Here is a 26,548-nt window from a genome sequence, read left to right as displayed (position 1 = left end):
TCATTTTAATTTTATATATAGTTTACAATCATTGTACCTAACAAAAAACCAATTATACAATACACACTTTTAGAATGTGGAAAAATTTCTTCCAATACAACATACATCATAGTACCTCCTGCTGTAGCAAGAAATACTCCTATAAGAGAAGTAAATACTCCTCCAAAATAAACACCTAAAAAACTTCCTAAGCCCATAGGCAATCCAGCTATTACAGTAAATAAAATAACTTTACTTAGTTTCATTTTATTACAAACTAAGCCCAATGCCATAGCCAATCCTTCTGGTATGTTATGTAGACCTATAACTATAGCAAGAGTAATACCCAAACTTTCAGTTGACATAAAAGAAGAACCAATGGCTAGTCCTTCTGGTAAATTATGTAGTAATATACTTATGAATATAAGATACCCAGATGCCATACTTCCAGATGCATCTAATTTTGTTTTTATGTACATAGTTATAAGAGCTCCAACAAATGTAAATATAACTGTGTTGATTATCCCCATTTTGTCCATTGATTCTTTCATCAAATCAAACACCACTACAGCCAACATTATTCCGCCAGATAATCCCATAAAGAAATTTAGATATTTATCAACTTCTCTTTTAAAAATAGCTGATATTACTCCTCCTAATCCTGTCCCTATAACACCTGCCAAAAGACCAATCATTGTTACTTTTAGTATCATATAACCCTCCTATACTTGTATATAACAATTATATACAGTAGAATATGATAACATGACCTAAAATGCAAAATAGCTGTTTCAAAATAGAAAATAATTTCTAGAAAGAAACAGCTTCTTTAAAACATTACTTATATTGCAGTCATTTTTTCTGTTTGGTCAACAGTAATTAAAGCATCTATCATTTCATCTATATCTCCATCTAAGAATGCATCTAGCTTATATAAAGTTAAATTTATTCTATGGTCACTTATTCTACCTTGAGGGAAATTATATGTTCTTATTCTTTCCGATCTGTCTCCTGTTCCAACTTGGCTTTTTCTTTCTGCTGCTATATCTTTGTGTTGTTCTGCCAATGCTTTATCGTAAAGTCTAGCTTTTAATATTTTTAAAGCTTGCTCTTTATTTTTTAATTGTGATTTTCCATCTTGACAAGATACTACCTCACCTGTAGGTATATGTGTTACCCTAACCGCAGAGTCAGTAGTGTTGACACTTTGCCCTCCATTACCTGAAGAACGGAAAACGTCTATTCTTAAATCATTTGGATTTATTTCAACTTCTACATCTTCAACTTCTGGTAATACTGCAACAGTAGAAGTTGATGTGTGTATTCTTCCACCAGATTCAGTTGATGGTATTCTTTGAACTCTATGAACTCCAGATTCATACTTTAATCTTGAGTAAGCACCTTTACCTTTTATCATAAAAGATACTTCTTTATATCCACCAACTCCAGTATCACTTGCACTTAATAATTCTATTTTCCATCTTCTTCTTTCAGCATATCTTGAATACATTCTAAATAAATCACCCGCAAACAGAGCTGCTTCATCTCCTCCAGCTCCACCTCTAATTTCAACTATAACGTTCTTGTCATCATTAGGGTCTTTAGGTAATAATAGTATTTTTATTTCGTCCTCTAGAGGTGCTACTTTTTCTTCCATCTCAGCTAACTCCATCTTAGCTAATTCTCTTAATTCCTCATCTGACTCTTCTTGTAAAATTTCTTTTGATTCTTTTATACTATCTAAAACACTTTTATACTCTCTGTATTTCATAACAATAGGCTCTAAGTCAGCATGCTCTTTTATATACTTTTGCCAAACTTTTTGATCATTTATTACATCAGGATCACCTATTTTTTCACTTAAGTCTTTATATGTATCTTCCAATACTTCTAATTTTTTTAACATACTTTCACCTCGATTAAATGTAACATATCAATTGTTGATTATATCATATATTGTAACCTATAACAACTCTATCAATGCCTTGAATATCCTTCTTTGTATATATTTTTTTATATCCATTACTTTTCATAATATTAATTACATCTTCAGCTTGATTATGACCAACTTCATATGCTAATATTCCACACCTATTTAAATATTTCTTCCCTTGTTCTGTTATTTTTCTATAAAAATCCAATCCATCTTCTCCACCTTCAAGAGCATTATATGGCTCATAATCTTTAACTTGTGTGTGCAGCGTTTCTATATCTTGTTTTTTAATATATGGAGGATTTGAAACTATTATATCAAATTTTATATTACTATCACTTATTGCTGTAAATAAATCGGAATTGATATACTTTATTTTTTCACCAACTTCATTTATAATAGCATTTTTTTTAGCTATTTCTAAGGCTATTTCTGATATATCAAAAGACATGATTTTAGAATTTTCAATGTACTTCGCCAAACTTACTGTAATAGCACCAGAACCAGTACCTATGTCTAGTATACTTACTTCTTTTCTTCCTTTACATATTTCAATTATTTCTTCTACTAAATTTTCTGTATCGGGTCTTGGAATCAATACACCTTCCTTAACAAAAAAGTCTAATCCCATAAACTCTCTATTTTCAACTATATATGCTATTGGTCTTCCATTTAATCTTTCCTTTGCAAAACCTATAAATTTTATTTCTTGTTCTTCAGTTAGCTCTTTATCCAGATTTAAGTGAATATATAGTCTGTCAACATCTCCTAATGCTTTTTGTAACAATAACTCTGTATCTAATCTTGGAGTGTCACTTATATCTTTAAATGTATCTGAATATTTAATAATTATATCTTTTATTGTCATAATAAATATCCTTTTCTTTAATCTACTACTGCCTTTAATGCTTCTAAGGCAACCTCTAATTGCTCATCATCAGGTTCTTTTGTTGTAAAATATTGCAACATCATTCCTGGATATGCAATAACTTTAGTAAATCCATTATCATATCTTCCAAGAATTCTAATTACTTCATAAGATAAACCTGCTACTATAGGCACACATATAATTCTCATAAATATTCTAAGGATTGGATTTGGCCAGCCGAAAAATGCAAACAATATTATTGATACAGCCATAACTATAAATAAAAAATTTGTACCACATCTAGGATGTAGCCTTTTAAATTTTCTAGCATTCTCTACTGTAAGTTCTAAATCATTTTCATAACAATATATAGATTTATGTTCTGCTCCATGATATTGAAATACTCTTTCTATATCCTTACTTCGTGAAATCAGTACTATATATGCAAATAATATAGCAATTCTTATGATTCCTTCTATTAAATTAAGCATAAAGTCATTAGGCATTACCTTAGAAAAAGCTCCTCCTACCAATGTAGGTATAAAAATAAATAATCCAGCAGAAAGTAGCATTGCTATGACTAATGAAAATATTATAATTATATCATTTGCCTTATCTTTAAAAATTTTCTTTATGAATAAATCAAATTTATCCTCTTCAGCCTCTTCCATAAAAAACTCTGAAGAAAAATTTAAGCTTTTTATACCTTGAATCATTGTATCTATCATAACAAAAGAACCCCTAACAAAAGGTATCTTATCTATATTCTTATCTCTTACCCAACTTTTTATTCTATCTTCTTTTAGTGCTATTTCTCCATCACTTTTTCTAACAGCTACTGCTCTTTTGTCTTTTGACTGCATCATTACACCTTCAATAACAGCTTGCCCACCTACAGCTTGTTTTGCCATCCACTCACCTCATTTTATTGTATTTAAAATACTCAATTTTACATATTTATTATTATAATACAAAAAGACAGTTTAAAGTAGAATATGAATGTTTTTTTGTAATAAAATAGGAGTTGGCTTCCTCCAACTCCACTTTTATAAAAATTAGTCCATTTTGAATCTTTTCTTGAATTTGTCGATTCTTCCACCTTTTTCTATGTTCTTTTGTTTTCCTGTATAGAATGGATGGCATTCTGAACATATTTCAACTTTTATTTCGTCCTTAGTTGAACCAGCAACAAATGTGTTCCCACAAGCACAACGCACTTCAACTGGATTGTATTTTGGTTGTATTTCCTTTTGCATTATAGTCACCTCTTCTCTTTATTTAAAAAAATTAATTATATTAACTTTCTTTTTACATTATCAACTACATTATTATAGCATAACTTATTATGCCATTCAAGTGATTTTTCTATTACTTTATATAATCTATATTTACATTTATATTACTGATTTTACAAATTCTTTATTGATTTTACAAACTCTTTATTGTCCTTAGTTCTTTTTATAAGCTCAATGACTTTGTCTGTAATTTCCATTACTGAATTATTACTCATTTCTCTTCTTAATCTCCAAAGAGCTGTCTTTTCTTCGTCATCAAGCAATAGGTCATCTCTTCTTGTACCAGACTTATAAATATCAATTGCAGGGAATATTCTTTTTTCAGCTAATTTTCTATCTAGGTGTAATTCCATATTTCCTGTACCTTTAAACTCCTCAAATATTACATCATCCATCCTAGAACCAGTTTCAACTAGTGCTGTTCCTAGTATTGTTAAAGAGCCACCTTGTCTAATGTTTCTAGCTGCCCCAAAGAACTTTTTAGGTCCATGAAGTGCACCAGGGTCAATACCTCCAGATAAAGTTCTACCTGTAGGAGATATTGTAAGGTTATACGCCCTTGCTAGTCTAGTTATACTATCTAGTAAGATTACTACATCTTTACCATGTTCAACTAATCTTTGAGCTCTATTTAACACCATCTCTGCAACTTTGACATGATGACTTGATACTTGGTCAAAAGTAGAATATATAACATCTCCTTCAATCGATTCTTTCATATCAGTAACTTCCTCTGGTCTTTCATCTATAAGGAGTACTATAAGTTCAACATTTGGATGATTTTTGGCTATGCTATTTGCAACACTTTTTAAAAGAATTGTTTTCCCAGCTTTTGGAGGTGCTACTATCAATCCCCTTTGTCCTTTTCCTATAGGAGAAATTAAATCTATAATTCTTGTAGCTATTTCATTTCTATTAGTTTCCAATGTAAGTCGTTCTTCTGGAAATATTGGTGTCAGTGTCTCAAAAGCATTTCTTTGTATAGCTGTGTCAGGATTTTCGTCATTTATTTTTTGAACATATAAAAGTGCTCTAAATTTCTCTCCACTTTTTGGATGTCTAGTTATCCCCTTAATCTTATCTCCTGTCTTCATATTAAATCTTCTTATTTGAGATGGTGAAACGTAAACATCACCTTCAGTAGATAAATAATTTGAACCTCTTAAAAAACCAAATCCATCTGGCAAAATTTCAAGCACACCTACTACTTCATCTTCTTTTGATGTATTGAATTCATCTACTATCTTAGACTCATCAACTTGTTTAGGCATATAATAATTTTTATTATTATTTCTGACCATTCTATTAGATATATTTGATGCCTTATTACAATCATTCACATTTGTTGTCTTACTATAATCACTTCTTTGGCTTCTGTTTTCTTGGTTTTGGGAAATATTTTGAGTATCTATTTCTTTCTTGTTGTATGATTTGGTAGGGCTCTTATATTCAACTTCTTTTTCTATACTTTCACGCTCTATATTTTCTTTTCTATCTTTTATGTCTTCTTTAATATCTTCATTTTTTTCTTTACTATCTTCACTTATTTTTTCCTTATTTTTACTTTTAGAATTTATAATCTCAATTAACTCATTTTTCTTATATGTAGTAATTGATTTTATTTTTAATTCTTTAGCTATCTCTCGTAGCTCAACTAAGGTCTTACTACCTAATCCTTCTAATACTTTATCATCTAAAATCAAAAAAATCCTCCTCATCTATATATTCATTTATATACATACTTATTTTGAAAATTGAAGGCATGAAAAAGAAAAGTTTTATTTAAACAGTTAAGTCTAATAATATCACTATTTATACATTATGGTCAATAAATAAAATTTAAAACATTATTAACTATTATATTACTGTATCTCAAGTCCAATCTTAGCACGTTTTTATAAATTTATTACTATATTATATTTTATAATAATATTTTCCATCAAAATATGCAACTATTATAAAATTTTTTTTACATTTATAAATTCTAAAAACCATATATAACTAAAATGTTGTAAGTTTTTAAATACATTAAGTTATATATGGTTTTTATATTTATGTATATCAACTTCAGTTATTTATCCATATTACATAGTTGCAATCATACTCAAAACAGCTGTTATGCTAGTTAATACAAGAATTCCCACGATTCCAACAGCTATTATTCTATTAATTTTTTTCTGACTTGATTTTGCCACCATACATCACCTTTCATTAATTATTTTTGAATTTCAAGTTCTCTAACTTCATTGACTTCATCTAAATTCATTTTTTCACCTATATTATTGTATAACACATCGTTATCTTTATCAAATTCATTACAAACATGTTTTAAATACTTTATAAAATCTTCCTTAAGGTCTTCTTTCTTTAGAGCGAAATCAACAGTAGCTTCTAAAAATCCTAGCTTATTACCAACATCATATCTCTTACCTTCAAAATTATACGCATACATAGCTTCTTTCTTAGATAATATTTTTAAAGCATCTGTCAGTTGCACCTCTCCACCTTTACCTGGTGGTAAATCCTTAAGAATGTCAAAGATTTCAGGGGTTATTATATATCTACCTAAAATAGCAATATTTGAAGGAGCTTTTCCTGATTCTGGCTTTTCTACCATATCTTTGACCTTATAAACTCTACCTTCTATATTTTTTGCTTCTATTATACCATATTTATTAGTATCTTCTTGATTCACTTTTTGAACACCTAATATTGTAGTTCTATACTCTTCATATGCATCTGTTAGTTGCTTTAAACAAGGTACATCATTGTCTACAATATCATCACCTAACATTACTGCAAAAGGCTCATCACCTATAAAATGCCTAGCACAATAAATTGCATCTCCCAACCCCTTTGGCTCTTTCTGTCTTATATAATGTATGTTAATCATGTTAGATATATTTTGTACTATCTCTAATAGTTCTTTCTTACCTTTTTTCTCTAAATCAAGTTCCAATTCTACGGATTTATCAAAGTGGTCTTCAATAGACTTTTTATTTCTACCTGTTATTATTAGTATTTCCTCTATTCCTGAGGCCACAGCTTCTTCTATTATGTATTGTAGAGTTGGTTTATCAACTATTGGTAACATTTCTTTTGGTTGTGCCTTTGTAGCTGGCAAAAATCTAGTCCCTAAACCTGCTGCTGGTATTACAGCTTTTTTAACTTTAACTTGCATAGAATCATCTCCCACTAATTAATAAATAAAAAGCCCTATCTTGATAGGACTTTAAACTTTTAGTATATTTTATCATTAATTCGATATATTTACCATGTGGATTATAATAATCTTTATAATAACTTTTCAAGTTCTGCTACTAAGCTGTCAAATTTTTTGATTGTATTTTCTATAGGTTTTGTATTAGTTAAATTTATACCACTTGATTTTAACAAATTTATTGGATAATCTGAACTTCCTTTTTTAAGAAAACTTATATAGTTATCTGAACCATTTTTTAATATGTCTTGGGCAAAACTTACTCCTGCACTACAACCTGTAGCATATTTATAGACATAGAAACTATTATAAAAGTGTGGGATTCTCGCCCATCCAACCTTAGATAATTGGTCTAATTCATAGCTTTGTCCATAATATTTTTTAAGAAGTTGTCCCCAAACATCATTTAATACTAATGCATTTACACTTTTTCCTTTTTCTACTAACTCATGTATAGTTTTTTCAAATTCAGCATACATAGTTTGTGTATAAAGAGTGTCTTTTATCAAGTCTAAATATTGTGTTATATAATAAGCTTTTTCATCGTTACCTTTAGCCTCTCTTATAAGCATCTCATAAAGTAATGCTTCATTAGTTGTGGATGCAACCTCGTGAGTAAATATAGACGGATTTGAATTCAAATAATTCTGATTCTTAGAGCTTAGGTATTCGTATACAGCATGACCAAGTTCATGGGATAAAGTTGAAACTGAACCTAATGAATTATTATAATTTAAAAGTATATATGGATGATTTTCATAAACAGATAGGCAGTATCCACCACTTACTTTATTTTCATGTGAATAAACATCTATCCATTTTTCATTGAAAGCTTTATATACTACATCATTGTATTCTTTTCCTAAAGGTGATAATGCTGAATATACTATACTTTGTGCCTTTTCATAGTTAATATTATTATCAGCAGCCTTAACTATAGGCACAAACATATCATATGAATGAACCTTGTCTAACTTTAAGACTTTTTTTCTTAAATCTATATATTTGTGTAGACTGTCCATATTGCTATTTACAGTCCTTATTAAGTTATTATATACTTTTTCATCTACATTATCAGATTCCAAATACATCTCTAAAGAAGACTCATAACCTCTCTCCTGAGAATAAAAAATATTTTTTTTAACTTGACCAGTAATCAAACCTGCAATTGTATTTATATTATCATTGTAAGTTATAAGTTCATCTTGATAAGCTTTTTTTCTATTTTCTCTATCTGGCGATTCTAATTCGCTCGCATATTGAGCTGGTGTCAAATTAGTTTTTCTATCCATATTTCTAAATAACTCATATACTTGACTTGGAAGATTACTTATTGAAGATACTTTACTTAGAATATCCTCTGATTTATCGTCTAAGTAATGTACTTTATTTCTTCTTATATCTCTTAAATATGCACCATATTTTCTATTTATATTTTTATTTGAAATAATTTTCTTATAATCTTTGTTTGATAATTTTAGTATTTCTAATTCTAAGTCTGAACAAATCCCCATATAATTACCATAAGATTTACTTATGCTATCACTCATATCTAAGTATTTATATGAATTTTTATTAGTATCTTGTTTTAGTTTTACATAGGCAGAAAGCTTATTTAGTCTTATATCAAGTTTTTCTTTAATATTTAAGGCAAAAGACAAATGTGTTGGTGATTTTGTTACTTTACCTATGTAATTTTTCAACTCTTTAGTATCTTTATCAAAACTCTTAAGTTCTTTTTTCCATTGGTCATCACTTTTAAACAAAGATTGCAAGTTCCAACATGTTTTTTCATAATCTATTTCTTGTTTTTTTTCAGCATCATCTTCAGTATCATTATTATTCATGACAGTCATTGCTCTATCATTATTCTTTTGATATCCTTGGTCAGCTTTTATACTTATTATTAACATGCAAAAAATAGAAATAAATAAAGGTATTATTGCTTTGCACAATTTTCTATTCATAAAAAGCCATCCTTTCAATAAATTTACTTAATAATAGGATGGCTTTTTTTAGATATATTATTCAATTATTCATACTATATAAATAAATATCGAATTAATAGTTATCCACATAATAATCAACATATTCACAGGCTTTATTTACATAGAAATTTAGTTATTTCAACATGAATCTCTTTTAATAATAGCTTTTGTTTTTTCTTTTTTTACATTTTATTAACATTTATGCCATACTTATCAACAAATTTTGTTGATTTATATGTTTTTTTTGTTAATAACTATACTTTTTTCAAAAGTCTATTAACATATTATACACAAGTTATCCACATCTTATACACAGAATTTTGTAAACTTTATTTTGTACATATTTTCGTAACTAAAACAGTCATGTCATCTTCGATTTGTAACGCTTGTAACTCTAATGCTCTATCTAATATTAAATTTGAGATTTCCTTTGGATTTGTAGTCTCTATATTCTTTAAGAAGTATATTAACCAATTATCTCCTAAATTGTTATTTCTTCCTGCATCTACAATTCCATCAGAAACCATTATAACATAGTCTCCTTCCTTAACTTTTACATTTTTTCTATCAATTTTTACATCTGATAATATACCCACAGGCAATGATGATGATGATATTAAATCAACTTCTCCATCTTCTCTTTTTATATAGGTAGAACACGCTCCCATCTTTATAGTTTCTAAGCAACCTCGTTTTAAATCTAAAATTCCCAAATCTAGAGTTGAAAACATCTCTTCTGAAGACTTTAATAACAACATATTATTTATGGTATCAATAACTATTTCGTCTTTAATTTTTGCATCTATCATTTTTTCCAATATATCAATAGTAGCAGAAGATTCTTCATATGCTTTTTTACCTTTTCCCATACCATCACTTATAGCCATCATATATTTACCATCATTTATCTCCATGTATGTGTAATTATCTCCACAAAGAATATGTCCATCCCTTGACATTGCTGAAACTTCTGTAACAGCCTTATATTTTTGGGATTTAACGAATGTTGCTTTACATTTACCTCCTAAACAATGACACCCTATTTTTCTAACAGACATACTCTCACCTACTAAGTCTGAAATTATGTTTACAATTTTATCTTCACACATACATCCATCATGGCAAGTTTTCTTTTCTATTGATATTTCAAATTCACTGTTACTCTTTGTTACATAACTTACTTTATCAACTGTTATGTCATATCTTTCTAATTGCTCATATATATTTTTTTCTTTTTCTATATCCAACATTATATCGCCCTCTAAATCCTGAGATAACGATTTAATTGATTTTGAAATACTTCTTATCTGATTTGCTATTAACTTTCTACTTTCTGAAAACTTCACACTCCAATCATAATCTAATACAAACATTTTGTAATAGTGATTTGATATTTTCACTATTGACTCTGGTTTCATACATTCCTTTCTAAAATTTTTAGGTATATCGTTTAGACTTAACTCTCCTTTCTCCTCAATTTTTTCAAGAATGTTATATATCATAGTGTATGTATGATTAAATCTTGATTCCCAGCACATTCTTCTCATACTACAACTTTTACATTCATCATTATGAATCATATCTATTACATTAGCTATATCCCTTTGGTCTAGCACCTTATCTTTTTCTCTTATCTTATCAAATGTATCTGCAAGGTCGTCATAAGTTTTATAAATACTGTTCAATCGACTATTAGTTAAGTTCTTGCTTCTCATAATATAATCGTATACGATTTCATTTGAAGCTACATTACTTTTTATTAATTTTTCAATCTTATTAAATAACCTCTCTGGCAACACTATAACTATTAAACAACCCAATAATATATCTCTTAATTGCATCATATTAGAAGCAATACCAGAAGTATATAGGTATATTATTGTCCAACTTAGAATATATCCTAGTATACAGAAATATTTATTTATTTTATTAAATGCACCACTTATTAATCCTGAAAAAGAATATATCCCCATATAAATAGCTGATGTCATATTATTTAAAATGGATGCTACTCCAATAATTACACCACTAGATGCTCCCATGGTAGCTCCACCTACTATTGAGGTCAGTAATATCAATACGGTCGATAAAATGGTCCTTATCGATATTCCAAACAAGGATATATCTCCTATCCCCATTATGCTAAAGGTTAGCAGTAAGCTTATTGATATAGCTTCTTCTGTCCGTACAGACATCCTATTGTTGACATTGGCCATTAAACCTATTCCATAAGAAAACACATATATAGATATAAACATTATTATTGCTTCTACTCCTGCTATAAGAAGACCATACACATACCTATTTGAAAAGAAAGCCTGTCCCATGGAGATTGGAAGTAGTATTATTGCACCTATAAATGCAACCTTAGCAATTGAATCTGATAATTTTAATTTTTTATTCATAGCCATAAATATTGTAAGACACACAGCATATTTTGCTACATTTCCAAAATCATTAGATGATAACAATATTCCTAATAATGTTGATATGAATACAGGTATCTTGTACTTATCAATCTTTGATGCACATATAAAAAAGGCAATTCCTAAGGGAGCTACAGAGTCTACTATAATAGACCTACTAAGTAAAAATCCCATTACAGCGAATGCCGCCGTAGTAAAATCAATATATCCGCTTATTAATTTTATGACATTTGGTTTTACAGTCTTATTCTTCACAACTGCTACACTTCTTTGCATAAAAAAACCTCCTCTTTTGTTTATATTAAGAATTGTAACAAAGAGGAGTAATTTTTTTTGTCATAATCGGTTTTAAAAATCAAAAAATATTAATACATTTTTTTTGACTTTTGACATATTAAGCCTTCCAAATTATCGTATTCACTTACGGTTATTTCTTCTATTTCTAATTTTTCCATTATTATATTCAATATTTTTACACCAGCAGTTATAATATCCGCACGTTTTTCTTGTAGCCCTTTTAAGTTCTTTTTATCACTTAATGTCATCTTTATTAATTTTTGTAGAATTTCTTCTATTTCTTTTTTGTGTATTTTACTATTATGTATTTTTTCCATAGAGTAAATTTCTAATTCTTGGTTCATTGCTGATAATGATGTAATCGTGCCACCTATACCTATAAGAGTTTTTAATCCTCTTTCTTTTATATAATTTAAAGTTTCATCAATCTCATTATATATAAATGAACTCATAGCCTTAAACCCTTCATCTTCAATAATATCATGTTTCAAAAATCTCTCTGTCATTCTAAGAGCTCCTACATTTTCACTTTTATTAAATTTAATTCCCTCTGAGTCCCCTACAATAAATTCTGTTGAACCTCCTCCAATATCTATAACAATAATAGTATCATCACCTTGTATTCCTTCTAAGACACCTTTAAATCCCAAATTTGATTCTTCTATTCCCGTAACTATATCAACATCTATTCCTGTTTCTTCTTTAGCTAATTTAACAAAGTAATCTCCATTTTTACTGTCTCTAAGAGCAGATGTCCCCATACAATAAATTTTTTCACACTTTTCATCATTACACTTATCAGAGAATTCTTTTAATGCTTTTATATTTCTTTGAATAGCATCTTCCCTTATATATCCTTTACTATCTACACCATGACCAATTCTAGTTGTATTAACAAATTTTTTTCTATTTATAAGACTTCCTTCTTTATAATCTGCTATCAATAATCTCATTGAGTTTGTCCCAATATCTATAGCTCCTACTTTCATTATAAAATGCCTCCTCAATAAAAACAAAAAGCCATCCTTAACTGAATGACTTTTTTATTAAATCTTAAATTTTAAAATCAATACATCTGTAAACTTATTAGCAAGTTTTAATCAACGATTTATATCTACATAAACTGTTTCATTAGGCTTTACCAGGTTTAATCTTTTTCTTGCTATGTCTTCTAAGTCTCCTTCATATGATTTTTCATCTTTCTTTAAGCTGTTTATTTGTATTTCAGTCTTTTTTAATTGTTTATTTAGACTTGCTATTTCTTTTTTATATTCCTTAGCTTTTGTGTACTCAAATACAAACCCTGTCATCATACTAAAAATTGATATTCCTAAAAATAAACTGATAACAACAATCTGTCCTGAAAATTTTTTTCTTAAGTTCATTTTTCCTACACCCTTTTTTTAGTTTTATTTTTTTTCTTCTTAGGTTTTGATTTTTTCTTGTTCTTTGATTTTTTACTTGATTTTCTTTTTATACTTTTTCTTGTTGCTATAAATATGTTTGGTATATAAAATATAATATCAAATAGTAGGTGTAGTGAATAGATTATAACGTAATACAAATTGTTTAAAAAACTGACTATGTAGTGTGTAACTTTTTTAAAAGAATTCCTCACAAAACGAATTATTTTATTGATAATTGATAAAACAATTTTACTTATGGTGTTGTAGTATAAAATAAAACCAATAAACAAAGCCACAAAATGGTAATATCTTAAATCAAAAAACTCTGTAAGGTTTATTGTCACGAATATTATAACTGTAGCTAGAAACCAAAACAATACATCAAATATTATCGCAAAATAATTGATGGATTTAAAATTTCCTCTTAACCCTCTATAAAAATCAAACAACACCCCTATGAGTATTCCACCATAAATAGTAGCATAAAAAATGCTTACATCTTGAGTGAAAGGTATCATCTATCTAAATACCTTTTTCAAGAAACTCTCTTGTGGCTTTTTAGGCTTTGCATATACGATAGAATTTATAGTTCCATCTATGCTAATTATATTTTCGTCTATACTTAGCTTGCTCATATCTAGGTTCTCGCCTTCAATTACCATCTCACCTACAGAAGTTTTAAGCTCTACTCTTTTGTCATTAAAAGAATATATGTGCTCAACTCCTGAAATAACCAGCTTTGATCTATCTTTCAAAGTTATGTTCTGTTCCATAATATCCCCCCAGTAAATATTTCACTAATACTACTATTAATATACTAGAGGACTATTAATTTTATTCTAAAATTTCGTACATTTCTTTTGCATCATTTTTTAATACATGCTCTTTTACTTCATTTATCTTAAACTTCATCTTCTTCTCTCCAAATTGTATTTCTAATGTGTCTCCAATATTTACTTCTGAAGAAGATTTAGCAACTTTTCCATTTATAGTGACAATTCCTTTATCGCATGCATCTTTAGCAACAGTTCTTCTCTTTATAATCCTAGATACCTTTAAAAACTTATCTAATCTCATAATTATCACCTTCCTTAGTTCTATAGAAAAAGTGTGGTAAATTTATCCACACTTTTTCACAAGATTTCTAATTATCCATTTATTATATCCTTTAATCCTTTTCCAGCTTTGAAAACTGGTGCTTTAGAAGCTGGTATATCTATAACTTGCTCTGGATCTCTTGGATTTCTTCCTTGTCTAGCAGCTCTTTCTCTTGTCTCAAATGTTCCAAATCCAACTAATTGAACTTTTTCATTATTTACTAGTGCATCTTGAACAGAACTCATAAATGCGTTTAACGCAGCTTCTGCTTCCTTCTTTGTTAATCCACTTTTTTCTGCCATCTTTGATACTAATTCAGCTTTATTCACGATATTTACCTCCTAAAAATGTTTATAATATAGACTTCTATCTTTGTGATAAAAGTTCTAGATTTTTGACAAATTTCCTTCCACAATTTTATTGTTTTTTAGCCTGATTCCAAAATTCATCCATCTCTTCAAGTGTCATGTCTTCTAATTTTTTATTTAAGTTCATTGCACTTTTTTCTACAAACTCAAATCTATTTATGAATTTATCTGTAGTACAGTTCAAGGCTTCTCCTGAGTCTATGTCTAAAAATCTAGCTAGATTTACTATCGAAAATAATAAATCGCCTAGTTCTTCCTTTATGTATTTTATATTCCCGACCCTGTGTTCGTCAAGTAATTCCTGATATTCTTCTTCAATTTTTTTAAATACATCTTCTACATTGTCCCAATCAAAGCCAACAAGTGCTGCTTTATGTTGAACTTTACTAGCCTTCATAAGAGCTGGTAAATGTTTTGGTATCCTTCTAAGACCATCTGTTATAGTACTTTCGCCTTTCTCTTCTTTCTTTAATTCTTCCCAAGTTTTTTCAAACTTAGACATATCTAATTTTACACCACTAAATATATGAGGATGTCTATGAATTAATTTTTTACATATTTCATTTACTACTTCTTTTAAATCAAAGTAGCCTTCCTCATTTCCTATCTGACAATGGAATATAACTTGTAAAAGAACATCTCCTAGTTCTTCTACCATTTCATCTATATCATTATTATCAATTGCATTACAAAGTTCATATGCTTCCTCTATAACAGAGTTTTTTAATGATTGATGTGTTTGTTTTTTATCCCATTCACATCCAGATGGACTTCTAAGTGTATTAACTATTATTTCTAAGTCATGTACTGTATTATACATCTTTTTAGAACTTTTGGGTATATATAAGCTAGTTAAATAGTCAAAAAAGTTTTCATTTCTGTCTAATTCGCAAAGCTTTATAAACTTTTTACTTTCTAAATCTTTGACACCTGCTCCATTTACTATACATACTTCTTGATTATAGTCATAGTATTCCATAAGCTTTAATTTTACATTAGATGCTATAAATTTATCATATACTTGAGTTATTATCATGCTCGTATCTAAATCTATATATGAATTTTCTATTTCAAAAGCATCTATCAATTTAAATCCCTCAGATGGGTCTATAGCCAAATAGTTAAACATAGCGTCTACAAAGCTCATAGAAGGCAATATTTCTACTGCTATGTATTTTTCATTGGCTAATCTCTCTATTATACTTACAGTCTTTTCTGCGACTCTTGGATGACCAGGAACAGCATACACTAAATCACCCTTTTTAGATTCTTCTATAATAAATTCAGATATTTTTAAATAAACATTATCAAAATTTTCCTCTTTTTCATAAAAGTAGTCTAAGGAAGTGTATTGTATAGTTTCTTTAAGTTTATCAATTATTGGATGTTTCTCTGTTCTAAAAAAAACTCTAGGGCTATTTTTTAAAGATTCTAACACACCTTGGCTTATAAGAGAATAATCTCCTGGCCCAAGACCTACAATACTTATCTTACCCATAACATCACTCCTATTAGCAAATTTCACTTTATTTTTATATTATTATACAAATAAGGAGATTTACTATTTGTATAGTATTTCCTTTATTTGCATATATATTCCTATATTATCTTATAAGTTTAACTTTTTTTAACAATTTATATAATTTATCACCTTTTGGCATAGTCAAAATTTCTTCTTTTTTAATTCCACCTATCCCAAGTATTACTACTACATATACAATTCCACCAACACATATTGCAATTATTGTAGATATGCTATTTCCCAAGAATCCAACTAAAGCACCATAACTCAACTTAACCATTATAAACATTGTCATAACTGTTATAAATGGCTTTATTATAAATTCTTTTTTAGGAAAGTTTACATTCATGTGTTTTTTAACATATAATAAGTTAATCATGGCTGCTACAAAGTACGCTGTAACTGTACCAAAGGCTGAACCCAATACATTAATGTCTGGTATACCTGTTAAAGTATAACTTATCACAATTTTACATAGCATACCAATACATAAAGCAATTACAGGTACTATTGGTTTTCCCATTCCTTGAATTATACCAGTCAAGGTCTGTATTAAACCCAAAAATAATACACATGGAGTAAGAGTAAACAAAATAGTTCCTACAGAAGATGGTTCATGTGGAAACAAAAGACCCATTATTGGTGTCGCTAAAGAAGCCATTCCAAACGCACAAGGTAATACTATAAGTAAAGTTACCTTAACTGCACTCTTAGTATCTTTTCTAGCTTTTGACTTATTTCCTAATGCATATGCTTTAGAAATTGCTGGAACTAAGCTCATACTCATTGCTGTTGTTATGACTGCTGGTAAATTTATTGTGGCCATTGCCATACCTGTTAATTGACCAAACATTGAATTTGCTACTTTGTATGTAAAGCCTGCTTCCATAAGTCTTCTTATTACAATAACATTATCTATCATATTGACAAGTGGCATTACTGATGCTCCTATTGTTATAGGAATAGCAACAGTTAAAAGCTTTTTAAAAATATAAGAAACTCTCTCATCTTTAAATCTTTGACTTGCATCTATCTCTACTCGACGCTCTTTTCTCCCTAGCATATAAGCAAACACCAAGTAAAGCATAGATGCTATTGAACCTATTGTAGCTCCTGATATAGCACCAGCTGCCCCAAAAGTCTGACCTAGACTCTTCATAAGCAAGTAAGCCAAAGTAAGACCTAATACAACTCTAAAAAATTGCTCTGCAACTTGAGACACAGCAATCTTAGTCATATCTTGTCTCCCTTGAAAATATCCTCTATATGCAGACATTGCAGGAACAAATAATAATGCTGGAGCAATGGCCTTCATAGAGTATAATGCACCTGGATTTTTCATTATGTTTGTTACTATGTAGTCGGCTCCAAAAAATAATATACAAAATGATATTATTCCAGTAATGAATAAAACTGTATGTGATACCTTAAATATCTTGTTTGCACCTTTAAAATTTCCAATGGCAACTTTTTCCGAAACCAGTTTTGCCACGGCTGTTGGAAATCCAGCAGTAGCTAATGTTAAAAATAGAGTATACACAGGATAAGCAGCCTGATAGTATCCCATACCTTCTGAACCAATCATGTTTCCAAGTGGAATCCTAAAAAATCCACCCATTATTTTTACGATTACACCTGCTAGCCCAAGTATAAGGGCTCCTTTTAGAAAGGAGTCTTTATTTTTGTTATTGTTCATAACATAACCTCCACACTGTTTATATAACAAACTTTAATATACCATATTTTTAATGCTATATTCAATATTTTACACAAAAACTTCAAAAGACCTTCATGTAAAAGGTCTTTATGATAAAATTATTGAACTTGTTTTCCTAAAAAGTTAGCAGCAATTTTTAAAGATTTTTCTTCACTTTCTGCAATTGTATCTTTGTCTCTCGAAACAACTACAATTGAACCTATACAGTCGCCAGATGCACTAATTATAGGCATAATAACTTGACTAGTATATTCTTTTTGGTCTTCTTTGAATAAAGGTAAAATGTTTTTATCTTTTGAATATTTTACTGTTCTTTCACTTATTATTGCTTCTAACTCATCACTTATACTTTTTTCTTTATAATCTTTTTTAGGAAGTTTAGATACAGCTATTATAGAATCTAGGTCTGTTATCAATACACCATATCCTAGTACTTCAGCTAATGTTTCAGCATATTCTTGTGAGAATTCATTTAATTCTCCTATTGGAGAGTATTTTTTAAGTATGACTTCTCCATCTTTTGCTGTGAATATCTCTAAAGGGTCTCCTTCTCTAATTCTTAATGTCTTTCTTATCTCTTTTGGGATAACTACCCTTCCAAGATCATCTATTCTTCTAACTATGCCTGTTGCTTTCATATTTTTTAATCCCTCCATAAATTACTTTAAGTTTATTTTTACCATTGTTAAGAAAAATATACAAAAAAAGCTATATCTTATCTAGATATAGCTTTTTTAAGCATATTACTCTTTTTTAGGTTTTAAATTGTGATTTTATTTATTACTTTTTCATCTTTTTCTACTTTAGCTTCTTTAATTAATTTTTCTATTTGCTCTTGATATTTATTTTTTAACAATTGGTCTTTTATAGTTTCTTTAGCATCTTCAAATGATGTTTGCTCATTTATCCTGTCTGTTACTTTAATTATATGGTATCCATATTGAGTTTCAACTAAATTAGATATTTCACCTTTTTTCATAGAAAAAGCAGCATCTTCAAACTCAGCAACCATTTGTCCTCTTGAGAAGAATCCTAATTTACCACCATCACTTGCTGAAGCATCTTGTGAATATTTTTTTGCCACTTTTGCAAAATCTTTACCTGATTTAACTTCTTTAAGAGCCTCTTCAGCCTTTTTCTTAGCTTCAGCCTTTTCCTTATCTGAAAGTAGCTTGTTATTATCATCTACTGTTTTCAATAATATATGAGAAGCTTCTACCTCATCTTTTTTGAATTCATCTTTATGTGTATTATAGTATTTTTTCATTTCTTCGTCTGATATTTTAGTCTTTTTAGTAAAGTTACTTTGATAGTTTTGCATTGCTAAATCTTTCTCTTGTTGGTCTTTTAAAAACGCATCATCTATTCCTAACTTTTCAAGCTGTTCTTTATATTTTTCATCTTTACTCATAGCATCTTTTAAATCTTTAAAACTTTTTTCAACATCTTCTTTTTTAGGAAGTAAGTTGTCTTTTTTAGTTTGAGAATATATTACTTCTGTAGTTATAAGTTGATCAAGAATTAAATCCTTAAACTTGTCCTTATACTTTACACCCTTTTCAATTTCCTTATCCCATATATCTTTTCCATAAGTTTGTTCCATAGAATCTTTATAAAGAGCTATAGTCTTTTTAAATTCATCTGATGATATCTTTGTCCCTTCAACTGTTGCCACAGTCTCTCCTTTACTAGAACCACAGGCAGCCGTAGATACTACCAAAATCATAGCTATTGCCAATATTATTACTTTTTTCAAATTTAAAACATCCCTTCTTAAATTTACAAGCTATTTTACCTTGCACATTTTTTCTAATAATTCTTCCAATTCTGTAACTATATTATAACCTATTTTCTGTTTAGTTCTATACTTTGTTATTGGAACTAATAATATTTCATCTTTTAGTTGTCTTATTTTTTCTATTTTCAATATCTTACACAATGATTTTATATAAGCTATTGTAAGAAGTGTTTGAACTGGTTTAGGTATATCAGAGAATCTATCTTCAAGTTCTTCCTGTATATCCAACATATCTTCTTTATTTTCAATAGAAGCTATTTTCTTATACATTTCAATCTTAATCAATTCATCTTTGATATAATTACCTGGAATGTATGCATTTACACTTAAATCTATTTCAACATCAATTTCTTCCACAATAGGCTCACCTTTAACCTTTTTAATTGCATCATTAAGCATTTTAACATACAAATCATAACCTATAACTGCCATATGACCATGTTGCTGAGAACCTAAAATATTTCCAGCTCCTCTTATTTCAAGGTCTCTCATTGCTATTTTAAAACCTGAACCAAACTCTGTAAATTCTCTAATGGCTTTTAACCTTTTCTCTGCTATCTCACTTAGAGTTTTATCTTTTTCATATAAAAGATATGCATATCCTTGTCTTGAGCTTCTTCCAACCCTACCTCTTAATTGGTAAAGTTGAGCTAATCCCATTTTATCTGCATCATATATAATCATTGTATTTGCATTGGATATATCCATACCAGTTTCAATTATTGTAGTACAGACTAATACATCATAATCTTTATTTAAAAATCCTAGGATTATATTTTCTAATGATTTAGAAGTCATTCTTCCATGAGCAACAGCTACTCTAGCATCTGGTACGAGCTTTTGAATCATACTTGCCATCTCTTCAATGTGTTCAACTCTATTGTATACAAAAAATACCTGTCCACCTCTACTTAACTCTCTCTCTATCTCATCTTGAATTACACTTTCCTTACTCTCTGTAACATATGTTATTACAGGATGTCTTTCTTGTGGAGGTTCTTCTATAACACTCATATCTCTTATTCCACTTAAAGACATATGTAAAGTTCTTGGTATAGGAGTTGCTGAAAGCGTAAGTACATCTACTGTAGATTTAATTTTCTTTAGGGCTTCCTTATGTTTTACCCCAAATCTTTGCTCTTCATCAATGACTACAAGACCTAAGTTTGGTAAATTTATATCTTTGGATATTATCCTATGTGTTCCAATTAAAATATCTATTAATCCTTTTTTAGCGTCTTCAATAATTTGTTTTTGTTGTTTTGGAGTTTTAAATCTACTTAAAACTTCCACTCTCAAAGGATAATTTTCAAACCTCTCTTTAAACGTATTATAATGTTGTTGGGCTAATATTGTTGTTGGAACCAATACAGCAACTTGTTTTTGATCCATACAAGCTTTAAAAATACTTCTAATCGCCACCTCTGTTTTTCCATAACCAACATCCCCACATACAAGTCTATCCATTACCTTGCTTGATTCCATATCTTTTTTAGTTTCTTCTATTGCCTTCAATTGGTCTTCTGTTTCTTGATATGGAAATAACGATTCAAACTCTGCCTGCCAAGGTGTATCTTTTGAAAACTTGTATCCTTGTATTTTTTCACGTTTTGCATAAAGTTCGATTAAGTCCTTTGTCATATCTTCAATTTCTTTTTTAACTTTTGCTTTTGCCTTTGTCCATTCGTTTGTTCCAAGCTTATTTAACTTAACTTTTTCTACCTCTGCACCAATATATTTTTGCACTTTATCCATCTGGTCTATTGGCACATATAGGTTATCTCCACCTTGATATACTATTTTCATATAATCTTTTTTAATAGCATTGACTGTAATTTGCTCAATTCCTGTGTATCTACCTACACCACTATTTTCATGTACTACATAGTCTCCAACACTTAAATCTAAAAATGATTCTATCTTCTTTCCTTTTTTAACCTTTTTATTGTTAGTCTTAGATGCTCTTTTATAAACACCTATCATTTCATTGTCTGTTATAACAACAAACTTTATAGATTTATATTGGAAGCCACTATTTATATGTGCAGGCACAATCACAACTTGAGAAGATTTAATTTCAATGTTTCTATCTTTAGAAACAGTCGTTTCTAAACCTTTATCCAATAAATCTTTTCCTAATTTATTTGCTCTTTCTAATGTATTTGTTGCTAAAATTATTTTGTATCCATTATATTTCAGCCGATTTAATTCTTCTACAATCAAATCTACTTTTCCATTAAATGTAGGAACTTCTCTGCTTTCAAAGTTGATTATAGATTTTATGGAAAAGTTGTTTATAGACTTTGGCAATAGTGAGTTTAGTACTACAGACTTGTCTTTTACTAGATACTCTAAATCTGTATAGTGATACAATAGTTTTCCTTGATTTTTAATAGCCAGACCTCTTTCAAGATTCAGTTTATAATTTTCCCTAAACTCATTTATATAATTTTCGCATCTTTCTTTAAGTCTTGTTATATCATTGATAAATACTATTGCATCATCTGATAGATAAGTAAATATGCTTTTATTTTCTTCTGGATAAATATAATCTATATAATTCTCTACACCTTCAAAATAAGTCTTACTAGATATATAATCTATATGTTGAAATGTACCTTCATCAGTACTTTTAGTTGTTTCTTTTTTTAGTTTAACTAATGCATCTGTAGTCTTCTCTGGATAAATAAATTCCCTAGATGGAGTTATAGAAAACTGTTGCAATTTATCAATTGATTTTTGTGAATATACATCAAAAGTTCGTATGGAATCTATCTCATTATCAAATAATTCCATACGAATTGGATTTGTATATTCAAGTGAAAATACATCAATAATTCCACCCCTTATACTAAATTGACCAAACCCCTCTATTTTTGAAACTCTTTCATATCCTAATGAAACTAATTTCTCAGTTAATTTTTCTAAATCTAAGCTATCTCCCACTTTATAGTGAGATACACTATCAAGTAAAACTTGTTTTGGTATGTATTTTCTTAAAACAGCCTCAATAGAAGTTACTAAAATTATCTTTTCCTTATTTGCTAGTTTTAACAATACCTTTAATTTCTTTGCTTCTTCGTTTCTGTCCTTTGCATCTAAGTGATAAAAATAAATATCTTGAAATCCTAAATATTCAACTTTATCTTCAATATAAAAACTTAAATCTTCATATACTTTCTTTGCTTCTAAATCACTACTAGTTATAAAAATCATTTGTCGTGATAAATCATTAAATATAGAATACGATATATGAGGTTTTTGTACTGGTAAAAGTCCATTAACCAATAATGAGCCTTTTGTATTTTTTATACAGTTTATTATATCTTTATACTCTTTTGAATTTTGCAAAGGATATAAAAAAACATCATTCATTTAAATCTCCCTCTCACTATCCATTGTATTTGTTCATAGACATATCTATATTTTCTCTTATTATTGAGTCAATAGCACATGCCGCTTTTTCTAGTGCTTCATTTATATTATCAGATTCTTCTTTTCTAAATCTAGAAAGTACAAAGTCTGCTAAGTCTTGACCAACTTCTGGCTTAGACACACCTACTCTTACTCTTGGAAAATCATTTGAACCTAGGCATTTAGTTATGGATTTCATACCATTATGAGTTCCTCCACTTCCTTTTTTTCTTATGCGTATCTTTCCAACATCTAAATCTATATCATCATATACTACTACTATATTACTTAAATCAACCTTGTAATATTTATATATATCTATTAATGTTTCTCCACTTAAATTCATATAAGTTTGTGGTTTTACTAATAGTACTTTTTCAGTTCCTACTCTACCTTCACCAATTAAGGCTTTATGCTTTATCTTAGTAACACTAATGCTGTATTCTTTTGCAAGAATATCTATGACATCAAATCCAACGTTATGTCTAGTCTTCTCATACTTCTTCCCTGGATTACCTAACCCTACTACTACGTACATTTCTTACCTCCTGTTATATAAATTTGTATAACAAACTATAATAAAAATTAAATATATTATACTCTGTAAATATTATTATAATTGTCGCTAGAGAAATAAAAGGTGTAAAAGGAATTTGCTTTGTTATATTTATACCTTTAAATATTTTAGTTATGTATAAAATAACAAAAAACAAAAACGCTAAAATAAATGATAAAACTATCACATAAAACCCATAATTATTTCCCAATGCAAAGCAACATAAGCTATAGAGACCTACATCTCCATAGCCTAATCCTTTTGTTAATTTAGCAATAATATAAGGTATAATAAAGCCTATCGCTAGTCCAATTATATGATTCATATAGTCAAATTGCACAATATTACAAAAGACCAAAAAAATTATACCTTGAACTATTATACCACTAACTATTGTTATATCATATACATATATTGTGTAGTAATCTATAATGGATACAATTATTAGAAATGGAATTAATGCCACATATTGTACACATTCTACACTAATTCCAAATTTTAGATATATTAATACAGATAAAACTACAGTTATTATGTAAATAAAAAACATATTATATAGATTTTTCTTTTCTCTATCACAAAAAATAGATAGAGATTTATTTATCAAATGTGCAAAAAATAAGGAAATTATTATTATATACTCCATAGTCTACAGCACTTTAGTAATAGGGTTAATAATAATATTGTCCTTATTAAATACTTTAATTCACTTTTATAAAAATTAAAACTTGCTTAAGTTTAACTATTGTTTACATAATCATAGAAAAATAAAGTTCAAGTAATTGTCTTCCACATAAGATTGTTATTAATGTTCCAATTGATATAAACGGACCATATGGCATAACAGAATTGTATTCCTTTCCCTTTATCTTACTTAGAATTATCACACAAATTCCATATACTGCTCCCACATAAACACTTAGTAGGGCTGTAAAAAGACCATTTTTGGCACCCATGTAAAGACCTATCATTGCAAATAGTTTAATATCTCCTCCGCCCATACACTCTTTTTTTATTATAAATTCAATCAGAAGCACTATAATCCAAACGCTTCCTCCACAAATAAAAGCTCCTATAATTGAATTCTTAATTGGGATTTCTTTAAAAAGAAGATTAAAAATTATAGCAAATATAGCTCCAAAAACCAGTATTTTATCTGGTATTATAAAGTGGTCAATATCTATAAATGTTATTATAATCAGTAAAGATACAAGAACTAAATAATAGATGGTTGCTGTGGATATTCCATATATTATAAATACTGTTAAAAATAAAATTCCTGTAATTAATTCTACTATAGCATACCTACTAGAAATTTTCTCACAACAATATCTACACTTTCTTCCACTCATTAAATAGCTTAGTACTGGTATTAAGTCTATCGGCTTTAGTCTAGTATTGCAACTCATACAATGGGATGGAGGTCTAGAAATAGATATACCTTCTGGAATCCTAAATATGCAAACATTGAAGAAACTTCCAAACACTAGACCTACCATAAATACATACAAATTAACGATTATAATGTTCATTATAATTTACTCCACCTATCATTCTTGTCATAAACTCTTGGTCAGTACATCTACTAATTGCCATATCTTTTGTAATCCTTCCATTTTTATAAAGTTCCATTAAATCTTGGTCCATAGTTTTCATACCAGCTTTAACTCCAGTTTGTATCATGTTTGGAATTTGATATGTTTTGCCTTCTCTTATCAAATTTTTTATTGCTGGAGTAGCAAACATCAATTCAATTGCAGCTATTCTACCTTTTCCATCTGCTGTAGGAAGTAGTTGCTGTGATACTACACCTTCACAAACTGTAGATAGCTGTGTTTTTATTTGTTGTTGTTGAGATGGTTGGAACATGTCCACTATTCTATCGATTGTCTTGGCTGCCCCAACTGTATGTAGTGTTGAAAATACTAGATGACCTGTTTCTGCTGCTGTTAATGCTATTGATACAGTTTCAGGGTCTCTCATTTCTCCTATTAGTATTACATCTGGGTCTTGACGTAAAATAGCTCTAAGAGCTGAGTGGAAACTTTCTGTATCAGTTCCTACCTCTCTTTGATTTACTAAACTTTGTTTGTGGTGGTGTACATATTCTATTGGGTCTTCAAGTGTAATTATATGTTTTTGTTGTGTTTCATTTATTATATTTATCATACTCGCAAGTGTTGTACTTTTACCACTTCCTGTTGGACCTGTAACTAAAACTAATCCTTTGTGCTTTTCAGTAAATGATTTTATATTTTCTGGAAGACCCAATTTTTCAAAAGTAGGTATTTCTGCTGTTATAGTTCTTATTGCTATTGCATAATTTCCTTTTTGTCTATATGCATTTACCCTAAATCTTTCACCTGTTTTTAGTGAAGCTGAAAAATCAGCTTCTCCATGTTCTTTTATTACTTTAAACATAGATTCCCCTGCTATATCTTTTGCCATTTGCATTGTTATCTCTGGTGTCAGTATCTGTTCACTTAGTTTTACAAATCCGCCTTTTACTCTAGCCACAGGATTTGTTCCAACTGTTATGTGTATATCTGATGCGTTTAGTCTTATACCTTGCTCCAATAAATCATAAATATACATAATATTTACTCTCCATATCTTCTATTAGTTTGCTTACTATTTTAGTAATAAATAATAAAATTATTTTA

The 26,548-nt window shown here is 28.9% G+C and carries 24 protein-coding genes; all 24 read right to left on the bottom strand.

Translation table 11 applies throughout. The features are described from left to right. Nucleotides 1-11 precede the first annotated feature (11 nt). Nucleotides 12-692, bottom strand: a complete 681-nt coding sequence (locus KGF42_RS10185; protein ID WP_227822213.1) for a ZIP family metal transporter — start codon at nt 690-692, stop codon at nt 12-14. Between the two features lie 128 nt (nt 693-820). Then, a complete protein-coding gene (gene prfA, locus KGF42_RS10180) occupies nt 821-1,885 on the bottom strand; it encodes a peptide chain release factor 1 (protein WP_107596175.1) in 1,065 nt (354 codons plus the stop codon). A 43-nt stretch (nt 1,886-1,928) separates the two neighbouring features. Beyond that, nucleotides 1,929-2,780, bottom strand: coding sequence for a peptide chain release factor N(5)-glutamine methyltransferase (gene prmC, locus KGF42_RS10175; protein WP_227822212.1), 852 nt, complete (start codon nt 2,778-2,780; stop codon nt 1,929-1,931). A gap of 17 nt (nt 2,781-2,797) precedes the next feature. After that, nucleotides 2,798-3,691, bottom strand: a complete 894-nt coding sequence (locus KGF42_RS10170) for a DUF1385 domain-containing protein (RefSeq protein WP_227822211.1) — start codon at nt 3,689-3,691, stop codon at nt 2,798-2,800. Nucleotides 3,692-3,835: 144 nt separating this feature from the next. Beyond that, the gene (rpmE, locus tag KGF42_RS10165; protein ID WP_003421397.1) at nt 3,836-4,036 is read right to left on the bottom strand and encodes a 50S ribosomal protein L31; all 201 of its coding nucleotides are present in this window, start codon (nt 4,034-4,036) and stop codon (nt 3,836-3,838) included. A 152-nt stretch (nt 4,037-4,188) separates the two neighbouring features. Then, nucleotides 4,189-5,793, bottom strand: coding sequence for a transcription termination factor Rho (rho, locus tag KGF42_RS10160; RefSeq protein WP_227826252.1), 1,605 nt, complete (start codon nt 5,791-5,793; stop codon nt 4,189-4,191). A gap of 497 nt (nt 5,794-6,290) precedes the next feature. Continuing rightward, nucleotides 6,291-7,256 carry a UTP--glucose-1-phosphate uridylyltransferase GalU gene (gene galU / locus KGF42_RS10155; protein WP_227822209.1) on the bottom strand — a complete coding sequence of 322 codons (966 nt, stop codon included), beginning with the start codon at nt 7,254-7,256 and terminating at the stop codon, nt 6,291-6,293. A 113-nt stretch (nt 7,257-7,369) separates the two neighbouring features. Beyond that, the gene (gene pepF, locus KGF42_RS10150; RefSeq protein ID WP_227826251.1) at nt 7,370-9,262 is read right to left on the bottom strand and encodes an oligoendopeptidase F; all 1,893 of its coding nucleotides are present in this window, start codon (nt 9,260-9,262) and stop codon (nt 7,370-7,372) included. A gap of 350 nt (nt 9,263-9,612) precedes the next feature. Continuing rightward, nucleotides 9,613-11,985 (bottom strand): stage II sporulation protein E, encoded by a 2,373-nt coding sequence (gene spoIIE, locus KGF42_RS10145; RefSeq protein WP_227822208.1) that lies wholly within the window; start codon nt 11,983-11,985, stop codon nt 9,613-9,615. Nucleotides 11,986-12,074: 89 nt separating this feature from the next. Continuing rightward, entirely contained in the window at nt 12,075-12,995 is a 921-nt protein-coding gene (locus KGF42_RS10140) for a Ppx/GppA phosphatase family protein (RefSeq protein WP_227826250.1), read from the bottom strand. A 111-nt stretch (nt 12,996-13,106) separates the two neighbouring features. Beyond that, complete coding sequence (locus KGF42_RS10135) at nt 13,107-13,391, bottom strand: septum formation initiator family protein (protein ID WP_227822206.1); 285 nt, start codon at nt 13,389-13,391, stop codon at nt 13,107-13,109. 5 nt (nt 13,392-13,396) lie between these two features. Further along, nucleotides 13,397-13,930, bottom strand: coding sequence for a spore cortex biosynthesis protein YabQ (yabQ, locus tag KGF42_RS10130; RefSeq protein ID WP_054275345.1), 534 nt, complete (start codon nt 13,928-13,930; stop codon nt 13,397-13,399). Beyond that, nucleotides 13,931-14,185 (bottom strand): YabP/YqfC family sporulation protein, encoded by a 255-nt coding sequence (locus KGF42_RS10125; RefSeq protein WP_054275346.1) that lies wholly within the window; start codon nt 14,183-14,185, stop codon nt 13,931-13,933. Nucleotides 14,186-14,246: 61 nt separating this feature from the next. Further along, nucleotides 14,247-14,489, bottom strand: a complete 243-nt coding sequence (locus KGF42_RS10120; RefSeq protein ID WP_003421412.1) for an RNA-binding S4 domain-containing protein — start codon at nt 14,487-14,489, stop codon at nt 14,247-14,249. A gap of 71 nt (nt 14,490-14,560) precedes the next feature. Continuing rightward, complete coding sequence (locus tag KGF42_RS10115) at nt 14,561-14,839, bottom strand: HU family DNA-binding protein (protein ID WP_003421415.1); 279 nt, start codon at nt 14,837-14,839, stop codon at nt 14,561-14,563. Nucleotides 14,840-14,927: 88 nt separating this feature from the next. Further along, nucleotides 14,928-16,376 (bottom strand): nucleoside triphosphate pyrophosphohydrolase, encoded by a 1,449-nt coding sequence (mazG, locus tag KGF42_RS10110; protein ID WP_227822205.1) that lies wholly within the window; start codon nt 16,374-16,376, stop codon nt 14,928-14,930. 106 nt (nt 16,377-16,482) lie between these two features. Further along, nucleotides 16,483-18,096 carry a polysaccharide biosynthesis protein gene (locus tag KGF42_RS10105; RefSeq protein WP_227822204.1) on the bottom strand — a complete coding sequence of 538 codons (1,614 nt, stop codon included), beginning with the start codon at nt 18,094-18,096 and terminating at the stop codon, nt 16,483-16,485. A gap of 119 nt (nt 18,097-18,215) precedes the next feature. Continuing rightward, a complete protein-coding gene (gene spoVT, locus KGF42_RS10100; RefSeq protein ID WP_227822203.1) occupies nt 18,216-18,755 on the bottom strand; it encodes a stage V sporulation protein T in 540 nt (179 codons plus the stop codon). A 122-nt stretch (nt 18,756-18,877) separates the two neighbouring features. After that, complete coding sequence (locus KGF42_RS10095; RefSeq protein WP_227826249.1) at nt 18,878-19,873, bottom strand: peptidylprolyl isomerase; 996 nt, start codon at nt 19,871-19,873, stop codon at nt 18,878-18,880. A gap of 30 nt (nt 19,874-19,903) precedes the next feature. Next, complete coding sequence (gene mfd / locus KGF42_RS10090) at nt 19,904-23,290, bottom strand: transcription-repair coupling factor (protein WP_227826248.1); 3,387 nt, start codon at nt 23,288-23,290, stop codon at nt 19,904-19,906. A 16-nt stretch (nt 23,291-23,306) separates the two neighbouring features. Next, complete coding sequence (gene pth, locus KGF42_RS10085) at nt 23,307-23,867, bottom strand: aminoacyl-tRNA hydrolase (protein ID WP_054275351.1); 561 nt, start codon at nt 23,865-23,867, stop codon at nt 23,307-23,309. A gap of 13 nt (nt 23,868-23,880) precedes the next feature. Next, a complete protein-coding gene (locus KGF42_RS10080; RefSeq protein WP_227826247.1) occupies nt 23,881-24,531 on the bottom strand; it encodes a prepilin peptidase in 651 nt (216 codons plus the stop codon). Between the two features lie 103 nt (nt 24,532-24,634). Further along, nucleotides 24,635-25,417, bottom strand: coding sequence for an A24 family peptidase (locus KGF42_RS10075; RefSeq protein WP_227826246.1), 783 nt, complete (start codon nt 25,415-25,417; stop codon nt 24,635-24,637). After that, nucleotides 25,398-26,480, bottom strand: coding sequence for a type IV pilus twitching motility protein PilT (locus tag KGF42_RS10070; RefSeq protein ID WP_227822198.1), 1,083 nt, complete (start codon nt 26,478-26,480; stop codon nt 25,398-25,400). The genes KGF42_RS10075 and KGF42_RS10070 overlap by 20 nt, the downstream gene beginning before the upstream one ends. Nucleotides 26,481-26,548 lie beyond the last annotated feature (68 nt).

The organism is Clostridioides sp. ZZV15-6383, from assembly GCF_020657735.1.
Classification (GTDB): Bacteria; Bacillota; Clostridia; order Peptostreptococcales; family Peptostreptococcaceae; genus Clostridioides; species Clostridioides difficile_D.
This window is presented reverse-complemented; position numbering and strand designations above follow the sequence as displayed.